This window comes from Novosphingobium soli, assembly GCF_042432915.1.
Lineage (GTDB): Bacteria > Pseudomonadota > Alphaproteobacteria > Sphingomonadales > Sphingomonadaceae > Novosphingobium > Novosphingobium soli.
The window spans coordinates 24,535-41,049 of sequence record NZ_JBHLWK010000013.1; the positions used below are offsets into that span (position 1 = coordinate 24,535).

The 16,515-nt window shown below is 67.3% G+C and carries 9 protein-coding genes; 8 read left to right on the forward strand and 1 reads right to left on the reverse strand.

Annotated features, from left to right (window positions below; translation table 11 throughout):
• Positions 1 to 23 precede the first annotated feature (23 nt).
• Genes ACFFJC_RS10670 through ACFFJC_RS10695 form a run of 6 tightly spaced genes read left to right on the forward strand, consistent with a single transcriptional unit; the run spans position 24 to position 6,226 of the window.
• Entirely contained in the window at positions 24 to 659 is a 636-nt protein-coding gene (locus tag ACFFJC_RS10670; protein WP_379487491.1) for a phage connector family protein, read from the forward strand.
• Positions 659 to 1,315 (forward strand): hypothetical protein, encoded by a 657-nt coding sequence (locus ACFFJC_RS10675; RefSeq protein WP_379487492.1) that lies wholly within the window; start codon positions 659 to 661, stop codon positions 1,313 to 1,315. The genes ACFFJC_RS10670 and ACFFJC_RS10675 overlap by 1 nt, the downstream gene beginning before the upstream one ends.
• A complete protein-coding gene (locus ACFFJC_RS10680) occupies positions 1,315 to 3,126 on the forward strand; it encodes a phage tail protein (RefSeq protein ID WP_379487493.1) in 1,812 nt (603 codons plus the stop codon). The genes ACFFJC_RS10675 and ACFFJC_RS10680 overlap by 1 nt, the downstream gene beginning before the upstream one ends.
• Complete coding sequence (locus ACFFJC_RS10685) at positions 3,119 to 3,580, forward strand: hypothetical protein (protein WP_379487494.1); 462 nt, start codon at positions 3,119 to 3,121, stop codon at positions 3,578 to 3,580. The genes ACFFJC_RS10680 and ACFFJC_RS10685 overlap by 8 nt, the downstream gene beginning before the upstream one ends.
• A complete protein-coding gene (locus tag ACFFJC_RS10690; RefSeq protein ID WP_379487495.1) occupies positions 3,580 to 4,107 on the forward strand; it encodes a virion core protein, T7 gp14 family in 528 nt (175 codons plus the stop codon). The genes ACFFJC_RS10685 and ACFFJC_RS10690 overlap by 1 nt, the downstream gene beginning before the upstream one ends.
• Position 4,108: 1 nt before the next feature.
• Complete coding sequence (locus tag ACFFJC_RS10695) at positions 4,109 to 6,226, forward strand: lysozyme family protein (RefSeq protein ID WP_379487496.1); 2,118 nt, start codon at positions 4,109 to 4,111, stop codon at positions 6,224 to 6,226.
• Here the strand turns inward: ACFFJC_RS10695 and ACFFJC_RS10700 are convergent.
• The gene (locus tag ACFFJC_RS10700) at positions 6,223 to 6,576 is read right to left on the reverse strand and encodes a hypothetical protein (protein ID WP_379487497.1); all 354 of its coding nucleotides are present in this window, start codon (positions 6,574 to 6,576) and stop codon (positions 6,223 to 6,225) included. The two genes, ACFFJC_RS10695 and ACFFJC_RS10700, sit on opposite strands and share 4 nt — an antisense overlap.
• A 65-nt stretch (positions 6,577 to 6,641) precedes the next feature.
• On the opposite strand from ACFFJC_RS10700, the gene ACFFJC_RS10705 reads away from it, so the two are divergent.
• Entirely contained in the window at positions 6,642 to 13,292 is a 6,651-nt protein-coding gene (locus tag ACFFJC_RS10705) for an LPD22 domain-containing protein (RefSeq protein WP_379487498.1), read from the forward strand.
• Between the two features lie 62 nt (positions 13,293 to 13,354).
• Entirely contained in the window at positions 13,355 to 16,513 is a 3,159-nt protein-coding gene (locus ACFFJC_RS10710; RefSeq protein ID WP_379487499.1) for a hypothetical protein, read from the forward strand.
• Positions 16,514 to 16,515: the final 2 nt, after the last annotated feature.

Consider the following 16,515-nt stretch of genomic DNA (forward strand, 5'->3'; position numbering starts at 1 on the left):
GGACCGCGCCGTACACCCGCGCCATGGCCAGCCTGATCGAACTCTGCAACCGGGCGCTCGCCAACATCGCGAAGGGCGAGATCGCCAGCCTGAATGAGGCATCCCCGGAGGCCAAGCAGTGCGTTCGCTTCGCGCAGCCGCTCCTGGATGAGATGATCGCGTGGTCGGACCAAATGCCGCTCGGCCGACGCCGCGTCGCGCTGGCGGAGCTGCCGAACGATCGCCCCTCGGAATGGCTCCACGCCTACGCCAAGCCGTCCGACATGGGTACGCCCCTGGCGATCCGGCGACAGGCTGATGACGCGCACTTCCTGCCGGAGGGCGGGCCGTACAACTTCCCGACGCAGGAGGGGCAAGGCCTGCGCTTCCTCCTGGAAGGCGGCAAGATCTACAGCAACGTGGAAACGGCGACGCTGATCTACACCGCGGCCAGCCTCCAGGCGGCCGAACTGGGAGCATTGATGCAGGAGGCCTTCGTCAACGAGTTGGCGGTCCGGATCTCCATGCCGCTCACCAAGGACCCGAAGGTGAAGCAGGCCCTCATTCCGCTGGCTCGCGAATCGCGTGCTGCGGCGATCGCCCACGAGGAGAACAAGATGACGCAGCGGCAGGTGGCCTACACCTCCGAGGCAGAGCTGGCGCGCCTGGGCCTGCTCTGATGCCAAACTTCCGTGCCTCACAGCCGAATTTCTCCAAGGGCGAGCTCGCCCCTCATCTCCACGGCCGCTTCGACGTGGACGCCTACCAATCGGCGGTGCGCCGCGCGCGCAACGTCATGGTGCTCAAGTACGGAGGCCTGGCGAAACGCCCGGGCACGCACCTCGTCGGCGAGGTGCTGGACGCCAGCAAGCCCAATCGCCTACTGCCGTTCCAGTTCTCGCTGACCCAGACCTATGCGCTGGAGATGGGGCAGGGGTACATGGCGCCGCTCGCGATGGGTGGCAGGATCGTCGAAGACGAGCTGGCGATCACCAACGTGACGAATGCAGCGCAGGCGCAGGTGACCGCGGCGTTTCACGGCTACGAGGCCGGCAACCGGGTCTATCTCTCCGGTATCGCGGGCGAGATCGGCGCCTTGCTCAACGGACGCATCTGGCGGGTCGTGTCCGTTTCGAGCGCCAACAGCTTCACGATCGACGCGGATACCAGCGGCCTGCCGCCGTTCACAGCGGCCGCAGGCGGCATCACGCGCACGAGTGCGCCCGAGCCCGACCCCGACACGCCTGTCGTCCCGCCTGTCGTCCCGCCTCCGACGCCTCCGGTCATCGTGCGCCCCGGCAAGAGCGGCCTCGAGCCGATTGATGAGCCGCTCTGATGGGGGTCTCGCGCGTCTACCAGGTCGGATCGTCCTACAACGGCGTGGAGCTGGCGGAGCTGGACTTCGAGCAGACCGCCGACACGATGTACCTTGCCCATCTCGACCATCCGCCGGCCAAGCTGGTTCGAGAGGGGCACACGTCCTGGGAGTTCATCGGGGTGACCTTCGGGCCGTCCCTCTCGGCGCCGACGGGCTGCGCGGTGGTCGCGAGCATGCCCAACGTCGATGACGAGAACGATGGCGAGAACCTGTTCCCGCAGCCGGCCTCCTACTGCATCACCGCCGTCGACGAGAACGGACTGGAAAGCCGGGCGTCGAACAAGGCCACGGCCACCAACGATCTCACGCTGAAGCGCAATTACAACACCATCACCTGGGCGGCGGCGGCCGGCGCCGATCGGTACAAGGTCTACAAGGCCGAGAACTCCCAGTTTTTCGGCTATATCGGCACCACCGCCGGCACGACGTTTCGGGACGACAACATTGGCCCCGCGCTCGACCAGGCCCCGCCCGAGGCGTTCAATCCCTTCGGCGAGACCGCCGCGGACTATCCCTCGACCGTCACCCTGTTCGAACAGCGCTCGCTCTGGGCTCGAACGCGCAACGTGCCCAACGGCGTCTGGGCCGCGCGCGGCGCCGAGCTGGAGAACATGGACCGTTCGCAGCCCCTGCGCGAGAACGACAGCCTGTCCTTCACGATCGTGGCGGGGCGCGTGAACTCGATCAACCAGCTCGTCTCGACCACCGGCCTGCTGGCGCTCTCGTCGGATTCGATCTTCACGGTGGATGGAGATGGGCAAGGCGGGATCCTGACCGGCAACGCGCCGCCTGCGGTGAAGCGGCAGATCGGGCGCGGCGCCTCGCGGCTGCCGGCGATCGTCGTCGACAACGTGGTGTTCTACCGGCCCAGCGTCGGCAACGCGGTGCGCACCATCTTCTATTCGTTCGACGTCGACGGGCAGAAGTCCAATGACGTGTCCATCTTCTCGCCCCACTTCTTCGAGGGGCTCGACATCGTCTCCTGGTGCTATGCGCAGGAGCCGCGCTCGCTGATCTGGGCCTGCCGGTCCGACGGCAAGCTGCTGTGCTTCACCTGGGAGCAGGAGCAGAACGTCTGGGGCTGGACCCTATGCGAGACGGACGGCAGGTTCCTCGACTGCATCTCGATCTCGGAAGACGGCGAGGACCGCGTCTACTTCATCGTCGAGCGCGAGGTGCAGGGGGTTAGCCGCCGCTTCGTAGAGCGGCTGGCGCCGCACCTGTGGGCCGACGTGTCGGACTGCGTCTATCTGGACTGCGCGGTCTCTGCGGAGCTGGAAGAGGCGCAGGCCACGTTCTCAGGGCTGTGGCACCTGGAGGGGAGGACCGTGGCGGGCCTCGTCGATGGTGTTGCCGTCTACAACCTGACCGTCACCAACGGCACGGTCACGCTGCCCGCTGTCAAGCCGACAGCCCGGAAGGTGACGTTCGGCATCCCGTACACGGCGGACATCGAGACGCTGCCGCTGCGCATGAACGTGCCCGGCAGCGGGTGGAATGTCGGCCGGATCCAGCAGACCGGCGATGCGGTGCTGACCCTCCGCGACAGCCGGTCGGTCTACGCCGGGATCGATGCCGCACACCTGAACCTCATCAAGAGCCGCGTGGACGAAGCCTACGGGGCGCCCGACGATCTCATGACCGGCGACTACGTGGTGACCATGGAGAACAAGACCACCGACGGCATCAGCGTGTGGGTGCGTTCCGATGCTCCGCTGCCGCTGACGGTCCTGGGCGTGGCCCCCGACGTGGTTCTTCACGGTGCGTAGTCGCGTTGCCGTGGTGCCGGCCGAGCGACGGCACATCAACACGATCGCCAACCGGATGCGCGCCGTCGACCGCGAGGAATGCGAGGCCATGGGTCGGACCGGCAAGGAGGCGCTGCGGCTGGCGCATGCGACGAGCACGCGCGCCTGGACTGCGCTGGTGGATGGGCGGCCGGAGGCGATGTTCGGTGTCGTGATCGAGGATCTCATCGGCGGCATCGGCACGCCCTGGTTCCTGGGAACCGACGAGGTCTACCGCCATGGTCGCGAGCTAATGATGTGGGGGCCAGGGTTCGTCTCGCGGCTGAGCGATTCATGCCGGCGGCTGCGGAACGTAGTGTCGGCCCGCAACCCCCGCGCGATCCGACTGCTCGAGCGCTGGGGGTTCGAGGTCGAGGAGGACACAGTGATCGTACGTGGCGTCGAGTTTCGGCATTTCGAGAAGGTGAGAGGCTGATGTGCGGTCCTGCGGCACTCCCCATCATCGCCGGCGTCATGGCGGCCGGCAGCGCTGCAACCGGCGCACTGGCCGCGAATGCGCAGGCCCGCTTCCAGGCGAAGATCGCCGACCGCAACGCGGCCATGGAACGCGAGGCCGGACAGCAGGAGCTGCAGAACACGCGGGAGGCGGCGCTCGACCACTACCGGAAGATCGGACAGATGAAGGGCGCGCAGCGGGCCCGCGCGGCCGCGGGCGGCGTGGGGGTGGACTTCGGCACGGCGGCGGCCGTGGTCGACGACACCGAGATGCTGGGGCGCGAGGACGTCGACCGCATCTACCGGCAGGGCGCGGAGAACCTTCGCGGCCACGACATCGCCGGCTCGAATTACAAGGGGCAGGCCCGCGCGTCGCGGCAGGCCGGCACGGCCGCCCTTATCAAGGGTGCATTCGATGCGGGCTCTTCGCTGCTGAGCGTGGCCAACCAGTACTCCAACATGAAACCGGCCCAGACGTACGATCGCGGCTACGACGGGATCTACTGACGTGCCCCGCGTACCCAACTACGAGCCCGGGCAGGTCCGGCCCGTCCGCACGACCGGCGAGCGCTTCCAGGCCCCGAGTGGCCCGACCGCGGCTGGCATCCTTGCCGAGGGCTTCGCCGGTCTGGCCAAGCTGGCGGACACGCAGGATCACATCAACCTGGAGAACGACGAGACGCAGTCTCGCCTCGCGCTCGCCCAGGCGAGGGGGCAGTACGCATCGGCGCTCGACCAGTACAAGGGGCTGAAGCTGGGCGCTGCCCGCGCGGGGCAGGAGGCGTTCGACAAAGGCCTCGACGAGATCCGGAGCCAGGTCATGAACTCGGCGACATCGCCGCGCATGCGCCAGATGATCGAGCAGGGGCTGGTCGAGATCGACGGCACGGCCCGGCGCATGGGCGCAAGCCACGCATTCGGAGAGAGCCGGGCCGAGACGAGCGCAAGCTTCCAGGTGGAGCAGGATTCGCTGATCGACGCGGCCGTTTCCTCCGACAGCCCGCAGTTCCGCGATCAGTCGGGGCTGCAGCTGCGCGACAGCGTGCGCCGTCAGCTGCAGTTCGACGGCTTCGACGAAGAAGCGATGCCCGCCGCCTACGCCGTGGCCGAGAAGGCAGCGCTTTCCAAGATGCACGGGGGCGTGCTCGACCGCATGTTCGCGCACCCCGATCCCGATATGGACGAGGTCGGGCAATACCTGACTGCCTACCGCGACGAGATGACCAGCGATCTCTACACCAAGATGCTGGAGCGCATGCAGGGGCCGCTGCAGGAGCGCGTCGACGACTACCGCGCGGACCTGATCCAAGTCGCGCCGATCGAAGGGGTTGGCCCGGCCGGGACCCCGCCCGGGCCATGGCAGGGTGTGGCGATCAACGTCGCCAAACGCTTTGGCCTTGATCCTTCCGATGTGGCGGCGGTGATGTCCTACGAAACGGGCGGCACCTTTTCACCGACGATCATGGGCGGCAAAGGCGGCCGCTACATGGGCCTGATCCAGTTCGGGCCCGAGGAGCGCCGGAAATACGGCATCGACAAGTCCTCCGACCCCCAGAGATGGACGCAGGCCGTCGGCGACTTCCTTGAGGATCGCGGGTTCAAGCGCGGAATGGGTGTGATGGACCTCTACTCCACCATCAACGCCGGCCAACCCGGGCGCTACAACGCCAGCGACGGCAACCGCACGGTCCGCACCCATGTTGCCGAGATCCTGGGCGCCCACAAGGAGAAGGCCAAGGGCTGGCTTGGCGGCGCAGCCAGCTACGACAACGCCCCCCGGTCGTGGGACAAGGCCGCCGTCTTCGACACGATCGAGAAGAAGGCGGCTGAGGAAGGGTGGAGCCCGGAGGCAACCAAGCGGGTCAAGAACGTGTGGACGAAGCGCATGTCCACGGACGAAGGGCTATTGGCGGAGCAGCGGCGCGCAGCCGACGAGAGCGCCACCTCGGTGCTCGCCAGTGCCGGCGACAACTTCCGCACCTCGATGATCCCGCGAGACACCTGGAATTCGCTCGCGCCGGCGCAGCAGATCCAGTTCCGGAACATCGAGAAGAGGCTGCTGGAGCCGAGGCCGCCTGAAGCGAACGGCAATGAGGTGGTCGCGCTGCACCGCATGGCAGCGGGCGGCATCGCGGATCAGGCGAAGTTCGCGGGGCTCAACCTGGCGAAGTACCGACCTTACATGACGCCCGCGGAATACGACGAACTGGCCACGGCGCAAGTGAAAGCGCAGCAGGATCTCCGCAACCCCAAGGCGCTCGACCTGCGCAGCAAGATCGATGGCGCCATCACGCGCGCGAAGAAGTGGGTTGGCGTCGAAGTCGATCAGAATCCGACCGAAGGATTCCGCATCCGGCGATACATGGAGGCGCGCGCGGCCGAGGAGGCGGGGAAGAAGGAGCTAAGCGACGCGGACTATGATCGCCTCTTCCGTGATGCGACGCGGTCAGTGAAAATGGTCGGTTCCGTCTTCGGCATGGACGGCGGCACGAAACGGTCGAGTGAGGTGCTGTCGCCCAACTATCGCGGTATCATCGTACGCAGCTTCCGAGCTGCCAATGGGCGCGACCCGAGCGAGGACGAGATACAGAAGGCCTGGGAGGCGATGGGGAAACCCGGGAGTTAAGGTAGCTTCACAGGCGTGAACCAGACGACGCGGTTGCGCGCGAAGATCTCATACAGAGCCGGATCTCGGACAGCTCGCCTGCGCACCCAGCCAATCGCGACGTTTCGTAGCAGCTTAAATGAGAGGAAAGCAAGTGCGAGACAGGCAATGGCCAAGACCCAGCTATAGAAGATAGCTACTATTGCGCCGGCTACGAAAAAATACGGCAGAAAGACTATATTCGTCAGACGCGAGCCCGAGCTTCCGAAAGCACTGGTAGCTAGGCCACGGTCCACGATCATATGGTATTTGCGGTTCGCGATTGCGCGCATGGCCTCTTCGTACGGGACATCGTCGATGATCTCGATCATACACCTTCCTCGCGATTCAACGCAGTGAATGCCGCCCATAGGGTCACCTCGTCAAGCGAGGCCCTATGTCGACACCGTTCCCCGAACTGGAATCCTACCTTCCCGGGGCGCGCACGTCGCGTCAGCCCTCGGCCGCCCCGACCACCAGCACGTGGATTGACCGCGAGATAGCTCGTCAGCGTGATGAGCAAATCCGCGATGGCCTGACGATTGCGCCGCCGCCAGACGCCGTCGCCCGCACCGAGAAGATTGCCCGCGAGACGCGCTCCCCCATCATCGACGTGATGGGAAATGAGGACATGGCGGAACGCTCTCTGCAGGTCCGGCGGATGGTAGATCTCGCCGGCCGCGATAAGGCCGTGGGTCGCTGGGCGGCGCAGAACCCACGCGGCGCGGCGATGGCGTCGGACGACACCGACAGCCTCGGACTCCTCGGCTCGGCCTGGGCCGATCTGAAGGGATTCGTCAGCGGCATTCCGGGCGCCTTCGAGGCCGGGATGAACCGCGGCGCCAAGGGCATCACGGACCTGTTCCGGTCCATCGACGAGCTCATCGTGCCATTCGCCAACCCGAGCGGCGGTCGCGCAATCCTCGACCGCGAGGCGGCGTACGCTTCGGAGTACACGCGTCGTGCCGACGCAGCGCGACCGACGGGGCGAGGCTACGTTTCGTCAGGCATTCTGCAGGGTATCGAGAGCATCCCCCTGAGCGTAGCCGCGCTCGGGGTCGGCGCAGTCACGCGGTCGCCCGGCATCGCGGCTGGAATGATGGGCGGGACCACGGGAGCGTCCGCCTATCAGGAAGCGCTGACGCAGGGCCGCGCCGCCCCCGATGCGCTGCGGTACGGCATCATCCAGGGAGGAACCGAGGTTCTTACCGAGCGACTGCCGGCCAGCACACTCGTGGATCTGATCAGCCGCAAGACGCCATGGGGAAAGGCCTTCGTCAAGGAGCTGGGGCAGGAGTTCGTTGGCGAGAACGTCGCCACGGTCGTGCAGGACTTCGCCGATTGGGCGTACCTGCCCGAGAACAAGAACAAGACCTTCCGCCAATACGCGGAGGAGCGCCCCGAGGCAGCGGTCGAGACCTCGCTGGCGGTCATCGGTGGCGCCGGCACAACGACGGCCCTGATCGGCGCCGCGCAGCGCGCGACCGACGCCACCGCTTCCGTCGCAGCCCGGGTCAGCGAGGCCCGGCAGGCTCGGCGCGAACGGACGTTCCTCGACAAGGCGGCCAAGGCGGCTGGCGCCTCGAAGCTCAAGGAGCGTGATCCGGAGAGCTTCCGCACGCTGATGCGTGAGCACGCCAACGAAGCAGGCTCCACCTCCGTCTTCATCCCCGGAGAGGCGATCCGCGCGTTCAACCAGTCGGAGTCGTATGATCCGGACAATGATCCGCTGCGCACCACCGATGCGGAGGCGGCGGCGATCAGTGGCGGCGACGTCGTCATGCCGATCGAGGACTTCCTGACCGATGTCGTGGGCACGCCGGCATGGGAGGCGATCAAGGATGACGTCCGGCTGACGCAAGGTGGCATGTCCACGCGCGAGGCGCAGACCTTCGAAGAGGCGATGGACGATGTCATCGCCGCCGCAGCGGACGACCTGGCCCAGACGGAGAGGGCCGACCGGGCGGAACGGACCACGCGCGAGGCGCTCGTCGATCGCGTCGCAGGCATGTTCGGCCAGAGCTTCACCTCGCCAGTGGCGCGCCAATATGCCGAGATCGCCGTCCAGCGCGCCCAGACCAGAGCGCAGCGGCTGGGAATGGAGCTTGGCGCGAACGATCTGGATGACCTTGTCGTGCGGCAGGTGCTACCAGAGGGCGTGGCGGAGGCGGTGCGCGCGGACCGGCTGGACCTTGTCATCAACGCGTTGCGCACCGGCGGCCCTGCTCAATATGGCGCGGGCCCGACGCTGCTGGAGTTCATTCGCCAGCGCGGCGGCGTCAACGATGTCGGCGGCGATCTTGCCGCCATGGGCGTGCCGTCTCGCTACATCACCGGCTTCGACCCGCGGCAGGGTGACATAGTGGGCGGCACGTCCGGCATGGGCGACTTCGGGCTCGACAACACCCTGCAGGCCGCGATCACGGCGGGGTACTTTCCCGACCTTGCCAACCTGGAGAGCGAACAGGGGCCGTCCACGCTGGACACGCAGCGGCTGCTCGACGCCATCGGCGAGGAACTGGCGGGCCGCCCGATATACGCTGAGACGCGGACCGATGATGTCCGCGCCTCCGCCGAAGATCTGCGCGAGACGCTGGAGGGTGCTGGCTTCGCCCCTGCCAACATGACCGACGACGAGATCCGCGACGCGGTCGAGGCAATGTCGGATCAGGGCGCCGCATCCGGCCGCAGCTTCTATCAGTCGCAGGAGAACAAGGGCGGCCGGAGTCTGCCGGTGCAGTTCCATGGCGACGTCGTGCTGACGCCCATCGCCATTGCTCCGGTCGATCTGCCGATGGCGGAAGCCGCGCGCCGTTTTGATGCGGAGGTGAAGCGCGAGACTGCCCAGCTTGCCACCGGCGAGGCGGTGGTGTTCAACCGCGCCCGCAAGGCGATCTTCTCGAAGCCCGCATTCGCCGACGATGCGATGCGCTACGGCGTGGCGCTTAACATGCCTGACATCGTCCGCGTCGCGGTGCCGTTCGCCCAGCGACAGGATGGGGATCGCACCTATACTCATGCCGTCGCGCTGGCCGATATCGGGGGAGTGCCGACGGCGGTGCGTCTGGTGCTGTACCGGCCGGAGGGCGGTGGCGATCTTCGCCAGTATCAGGTTGAGGGATTTGAGGCGGCCACGACCCCCGCGTTCAATCTCCGGTCCGAGGACCTCGGAAGGCAGGCGACGGGGGCCGCAGCCGGTTTCACCGTACAGCAAGCGGTGGATGCGTTCAAGGGGCGGCAGCTATTCCAGGAGGCGCGGGGCCGCGTGGTGTTCGAAGAGAACCGCCGCGTCATTGAGTTGTTCAAGGGCCGCGATCTGTCGACCCCTATCCACGAATTGGGGCACACGTGGCTGGAGGAACTTGCCGCCGACGCTGCGCTCGACGATGCCCCCGACCAGCTGCGTGCCGACTGGGAGACGGTGCGTTCATGGTTCGCGCATTCCGGCCACCCCATCGGCGAAGATGGGGTGATCCCGGTCGGGGCCCACGAGCTGTTCGCACGCGGGATCGAGCGGTATTTCATGGAAGGCAAGGCGCCAACCACGGCGCTGACCCGCATCTTCGAGAACGTGCGGCAGTGGATGCTTTCGATCTACAAGGCCGTGTCGCAGCTGCGCAGCGAGATCACACCGGAGATCCGCGAGGTCTTCGACCGCATGCTGGCGAGCGACGAGGAGATCGCCGCGGCGCGCGAACGGCAGGGCATCGAGGAGCTGTTCAAGGATGCCGCCGAAGCGGGCATGAGCAAGGCCGAGTTCGCGGCCTACCAGGCGCAGGCGCAGGATGCGAACGCCGCCGCGCATGCGAAGCTGCTGGAACGGGTCATGTCGACCATCCGTCGGCGGGAGACGGAACGATACCGTGAAGCCAGGCGCGCCGTGCGCGCAGAGGAAGAGGGCAGGATTGACGCCAGCCCGCTTTTCCGGGCGCTGGCGGCCATGGACCCAAGGCGAGACGGCAGCCGCATCAGCAAGGAGTGGATCGTCGACCGCCTTGGCCTCGACGCGCTCGACCTGCTGCCGCGCCGCGTGCCTCCGCTGTTCGTCGATGGGGGCGTGAACCCGGAGAACATCGCCGAGCTGGCGGGGTATCCCTCCGCCACCACCATGCTCGAGGCGCTGATCGGCGCGGAGCGCGTGCATCGCGAGCTGCGCGAGAACGGCGACAAGCGGTCGATGCGCGAGCGCGCCATCGAAACCGCAACCGACGCGGAGATGAACCGCCGCTATGGCGATCCCCTGAACGACGGGTCGATCGAGCAGGAGGCGCTTGGCGCCGTGCAGTCGGAGATGCTGGGGGAGGTCATCTCGTCGGAAATCCGCGCGCTTGGCCGCCGTACTGGCCGGGGCCCGCTGCCGTATCAGGTGGCACGCGACTGGGCGCGGGGAAAGGTGCGCGCCGGCAAGTGGATCGATGTGGCGTCTCCCGGTGCGCTGGTGCGCCATGCTCGCAATGCGTCCCGCGCCGCGAAGGCTGCCGAGGCGGCGCTGCTGGCCGGCGACCATGCTGAGGCTTACCGGCAGAAGCAGTTCCAGATGCTCAACAACGCCATGGCAGCGGAGGCCTATGCTGCAGCGGAGGAGGTGGAGGTCGCTCGCAAGCGCATGGAGGCCGTGGCTGAGGCGAAGACGCGCAAGGCCGTTGACCAGGACTACCTGGAGCAGGCGCAGATGTTGCTGGAGGCCGTGGATCTCAAGCGCCGGTCGCAGGTCTACGAGCGCCGGAAGGGCAGCTTTGCCGCCTGGGCGGCGGCGCGGGAGGCGGAGGGCTTCGACGTCGTCATGCCGGAATCCTTTGCCGCGACGATCGGCATGACGAACTGGTCGCGGATGCCGGTCGACGACATCCTGATGCTCGATGAAGCCATCAAGCAGATCCTGCATCTCGGCCGCCTCAAGCAGTCGCTGCTGGACGGGCAGGAGGAGCGCGAATGGGAAGCGATCGAGCAGGAGGCGGTAGACGCGGCCGCCAACCTTCCGGGGAAGCTGCCAGACGACCTTGCGCAGCCGCGGTGGTGGGAAAGCCTTGGTCGCCGGATCGCCGGCATCGACGCCTCGCTGCTGAAGATGGAGACCGTGTTCGACTGGCTCGATGGCGGCAACTCCAATGGCGTCTTCAACCGCATCGTGTTCCGCCCGATCGCTGCCGCACAGGCGCGCGAGGCCGACATGGTCAAGGACTACCAGGGCCGCATCAAGCGCCTGTTCGAGGCGGTGCCGAAGGAGATCGCGGCGCGATGGCAGGATCGCATGGTTCTGCCATTCATCGACGTGGAGAGCGGGCGGCCGATGGTGCTCAACCGCCAGCAGCTGCTCGCAATGGCGCTGAACGTGGGCAACGAGGGCAACCTCCAGCGCCTCGCCGACGGCTATCGGCTCAATGGCGGCGCCCTGATGGGCTATCTCGATGCGACGCTGACGAAGGAGGAGTGGCAGTTCGTCCAGTCGGTCTGGGACGAGATCGACACGCTATGGCCTCACATCGCCGAGCTCGAGAAGAAGATGAACGGCGTCGCCCCGGACAAGGTGCGCGCCCGCAAGTTCGCGACCAGCACCAACGGGCAGATGCGGGGCGGCTACTACCCTGCCGTATACGACACAAGCCGGGATTATCGCGCGCAGGAGAACGCAGGCAAAGAGCGGGACATCCTGGAGGGCGGCTATACCAAGGCGACCACGCGGGCCTCCTCGACCAAGGCGCGCGACGAGCAGGTGAAGCGTCCGATCCTGCTCGACCTGGGGGTCATCAACCGGCACCTGGGCGAGGTGATCCACGACATCACCCATCGCGAGGCGGTGATCGTTGCCAACCGGTTCCTGTCGAGCGAGCGCGTCCGGCGCGCCGTTGACGCTGCGGTCGGACGCGAGATCGGGAACCAGTTCCGGCCCTGGGTCAAGTACGTCGCGAACAGCTGGGCGATGGAGCGCGCCGGCAACGAGGGCATCGGGCGATTTCTGGGCTACATGCGCGCCAATGCCACCGCCGTGGGCATGGGCCTGCGCGCCACGACCATGGTCACCCAGCTTGCCGGCTACGCCAACTCGATGGAGGTGGTTGGCGAGGGCGCGATGGCGAAGGCGATGGCGCAGTTCTATCGGGATATCCCAGGGCACACCAAGGCGGTGATGGAGCGCTCCGACGAGGTGCGCCACCGCCTGAACACGCTGGACCGGGACATCCGCACCGAGATCTCGCGCCTGGCCTTGAAGGACCCGGCATCGAAGGCGGCTGCGGCAGTGCTGGACGGTCGCAAGTACTTCTTCCATGGCATCGGTTACCTGGACCTGCTGGTCAGCGTTCCGACGTGGATGGCGGCCTACGACAAGGCGATCGTGGCGGGGATGAGCGAGGCGGATGCCGCCTATGCCGGGGACAAGGCCGTGCGCCAATCACAGGGCGCCGCCGGCCCCAAGGATCTAGCTGCGATCCAGCGTGGCACCGGCAGGTGGGGAGAGGCCCTCAAGCTGATGACCATGTTCTACAGCTACCTTTCGGCCTTTTACCAGCGCCAGCGCACCCTGGCGCGGGACCTGCGGGGCGAGGATGTCCGCCGGCCGCGCAACATGCCGCGGCTGGCGGCGCGCGCCTTCTTCCTGCTCATCCTGCCGCCGCTGCTGACGGAGATCCTGCGCGGCGCCGTAGGGGCGCCGGCCGGCCCGGACGACGACGAGTGGTGGACGCAGTGGCTTGCTCGCAAGCTCCTTGCCAATTCGCTGGGGCCCATCCCGGTGGCGCGCGACGTCTTCGAGCCTACCTGGAATGCGGTCCGCGGCAGCGGCTGGACCGGCACGTCGATTTCGCCCCTGCAGCGCTCGCTCGAAAGCCTGGTGAGGGTGGGCGGGGACATCGGCAAATTCGCCCGAGGCGAAGAAACCCAGCACGCCACGAAGGACGTGCTGGAAGCGACTGGCTACTGGACCGGTCTCGTTCCCGGGCAGGGCGCGAGTGCCGCGCAGTTCCTCGTCGATCTCGGCCACGGCGATGCCGATCCGGACAGCTTCGGTGAGTGGATGGAAGGACTCTCCACCGGCAAGATCGACGACTAGGCGCGATTCAACGCTGGCGCCGCCTCCCTTACGTGCCTGTCAGGACTACTGGCAGGGCTTCGATGGCTGTTTCGACCGACAACGCGTATTCGGGCCCTTACGCGGGCAACGGTGTAACGACGGTCTTCCCGTTCACGTTCACGGCGCCTTCGGCGGCTGAGGTGGGAGTGGTGGCGCGCGATGCATCCAGCGTGGATGTCGCGCCGGTACCCTATACCGTCACCATTAACGCTGGCGCGGGCGGATCGGTGACGTTCTCGAGTCCGCCGGCGGCTGGCCACACCATCCTGATCCTTCTGGATCCATCGTTCACCCAGGATCTCCAGTTCGAGAACGGCTCCGCCTGGCTCGCGGAGCCCGTCAACGAGGGGTACGATCGCGCGGCGCTGCGCGACCAAGCGCTAAAGCGTGATGTCGATCGCGCGCTCAAGGCCGACGTCGGCCAGGCCGGCCTGGCGGTGGGCGAGATCGCGCCCGGCGAGGTGCTGATGCGCATCGGCGACCAGCTGGTGGGCGTGGCCAACGATCCGGGTTCGGCCGCGGAGTCGGCCGAGCGCGCGGAGGACGCCCTGGCCGGCGCGATCTTGGCCGAGGGCGGCGCGCAGAGCGCGGCCGCAGCCTCGGCCGGCAGCGCGTCCGCCGCGTCGAACAGCGCGGCCGCGGCATCGGCCAGCGCCGGCGCGGCGGCATCGAGCGCGCTGGCGGCCGGCGGATCGGCGAGCGCCGCCCAGGGGCACGCGGCGGCCGCGGCGTTGGCGGCGGCGAGCGCGCCCAGCATCTATCCCAACGTGGCCGCCGGCCTGGCCGTGGTGGCCGACGGGGCGACGTTCTGGGTATCGTCCGTCCTGCCGGACAGCCTGACGCTCTATCGCCGGAACGGCAGCGTCGCCGATCAGGTCCTTGTCTTCCATTCGGCCGGTGCGCGCATTCCGCTGCTGCTGGCCACCTACGGCGACCGCGCCAGCATCCCCGTAGGCCTGCGCTACGACGGCATGCAGGTCTACGTCCTGGAGGGGGACCTGTGGTCGCAATGGAGCGCCGCGGAGAACGACTGGATTACGCCGAGCTGGGCGACCAACAACACCGTATGGGCGAGCGCCAACCACATCCTGGACGGCAGCACGCTGTACTACAGCGCGTTCTTCTTCTTGGGCTACAAGTACAACGGCGTCAGCCCGTACTACGAGCCGCCCGTGGGGGCCGCGTTTGCCTTGCCGATCAGCACGGGCAACTCGATCCGCCGGCACATCTTCGACCTGACGATCTACAATTCGACCTACGACGACGAGATCTCGGGCGGGGCCAGCGCGGACGACGCGCGCAAGGCGGCCTCGCTGGCGGCGATGATCTACGTCGAGGGCAGCAACACCTCACTGGTCGACAGCCCCACGCAGATCGTGCTGGCTGTGTCGTGGCGCGGGCGCATCATCCAGATCAAGGGCCCGCTCGCTGGCGATGTCCCGGGCGGATCGGTGCCCAACATGTTCCGCTACGGCAGGGAAGTGGGCTGGGCCCCGTTTCTCTATCCCGGCCCGCTGTTCGCGGACGACGACGTGTCGCGGGTCGAGGTGGTCGACATCGACGACGCGGATCTGGTGGCCGAGGGTTTCACGCAGGGCATCCGTAACAAGCCGGGGTTCCCGGCGATGATGGGCGACTACCTTGAAGCGCCGATCGCGGCCGGTGACTACATCGTCGCGCGCTGGAGCGCGGAGGCCGAGACACCCGGCGAGTTCGGCTTCCCGCTGGTCTGGACTTACGCGGCCGAGAATACGTTGAACACTCCTCAGCTGGGCGGTGTGCTCCTGCGCGAAAAGAGCTCCACCGTGCGGGAGTATTACTACGCGGGCCGTGCGACGCAGGCGGGCATCGCCAAGATCGCATTCGGCATGGGCAGCATCACGGCGCCGCACCGGGTGAAGGTGACCAAGGCGCAGTATTACGTGGGCAGCACTCCCGGCTTCTGGATCAGCGGCGCGGACTTTCCCGCACCCGTCGACGCCGCGCCGCTGATGGGCGACGAAATATTCCTGACGAGCGACCGCGCGCTTCCCTTCATCGCGAGCAACGGGCTGGTGGAACGCGCGGCCGACGTGACGGTGGAGCTGGTGGCCGGCCCCGAGCCCGACCTGCCCGTGGGGACCCAGCCCGTATTCGCGAACGCCAGGGCGCAGGACACGATCTTGCTCGATCCCGGGCGGCTCGAGGGCAAGGAACTGTCGCTGATCCTGCGGGCGAAGGAGACCGCGCATCGGATAGTCTCGCGCGTGCTGCCCGTGCGGGTGGTGCAGGTGCCGTTCGCCGAGCCCGTGACGATCAAGTGCATCTATTTCGGCGACAGCCATAGCGCGACCCTCTTCGCGCGCTACCTCAAGGCCTATCTCGCCGCGTGGAACATCAACATCGTGTTCTACGGCACGTTGGAGAACGCCGTAGGTCCCAACTATGGCGATGGGCCGCAGCAGTACGGCGAAGGCCGCGGTGGCTGGGGCATCGCGAACATCTTCGGGACCTATCCCTACATCGGCGGGGTGGGCTCCTACGAGGTGTGGACGTCGGTGCTCGGCCCCGGTTCGGCGGCGACAGCGGCCTACACCAGCGCGGTCTTCGACACACGGCATCGCACGAACCCGTTCCTCAGCAACGACCCCGGGAGCGGATCGGCGGTGCCGGTCATTCCCGGCTCGTTGCCGCTGCTGGGCGGCGGGACCGCCACTGGGTTGCGGGTCGACCTGGTGAACTACCGGGACCGCTTCGCTCTACCCACCGACATCGACATCGTTCTGTGGGACATCGGGGACAACGACGTGGCGCAGGTCGGATCGGCCGGCGCCGTCGCCCGCATGAACGAGATGTACCCGGCGATACTCGCGGAGTTCCGCCGCGCGTGGCTGCCCGCAGAAATCGTCTGCTGGGCCGGCGGCCTCGGCATGGTCAACCGCGCCGACATCATGTGGAAGAACACCCGCCCGGTGCTCGCCGCCCAAGTCAAGGCCGTGCGCGACGCGGTGGCGGCCGGCGACGACAAGCTGCGCTTCGTGTCCGACTGGATGCATCAGACGCTGCACAGCGGCTACCCGCTGAAGACCGGCACTGTGGACCCGGTGACCGGATGCACCGTGACCAGCCTGTCCGACCCCGGCCACGACGACCGCTATCCCGGTCGCGCGCAGGGGCTCGAGGCGCTTTCCAGCGCAATCGCGAACCTGATCGGAGCGTGACC

Excerpts from the sequence above, each read along its gene's own strand:
- ACFFJC_RS10670 (WP_379487491.1), top strand. The coding sequence starts at position 24 with ATGGCCAGCCTGATCGAACTCTGCAACCGGGCGCTCGCCAACATCGCG.
- ACFFJC_RS10675 (WP_379487492.1), top strand. The coding sequence starts at position 659 with ATGCCAAACTTCCGTGCCTCACAGCCGAATTTCTCCAAGGGCGAGCTC.
- ACFFJC_RS10680 (WP_379487493.1), top strand. The coding sequence starts at position 1,315 with ATGGGGGTCTCGCGCGTCTACCAGGTCGGATCGTCCTACAACGGCGTG.
- ACFFJC_RS10690 (WP_379487495.1), top strand. The coding sequence starts at position 3,580 with ATGTGCGGTCCTGCGGCACTCCCCATCATCGCCGGCGTCATGGCGGCC.
- ACFFJC_RS10700 (WP_379487497.1), bottom strand. The coding sequence starts at position 6,576 with ATGATCGAGATCATCGACGATGTCCCGTACGAAGAGGCCATGCGCGCA.
- ACFFJC_RS10705 (WP_379487498.1), top strand. The coding sequence starts at position 6,642 with ATGTCGACACCGTTCCCCGAACTGGAATCCTACCTTCCCGGGGCGCGC.
- ACFFJC_RS10710 (WP_379487499.1), top strand. The coding sequence starts at position 13,355 with ATGGCTGTTTCGACCGACAACGCGTATTCGGGCCCTTACGCGGGCAAC.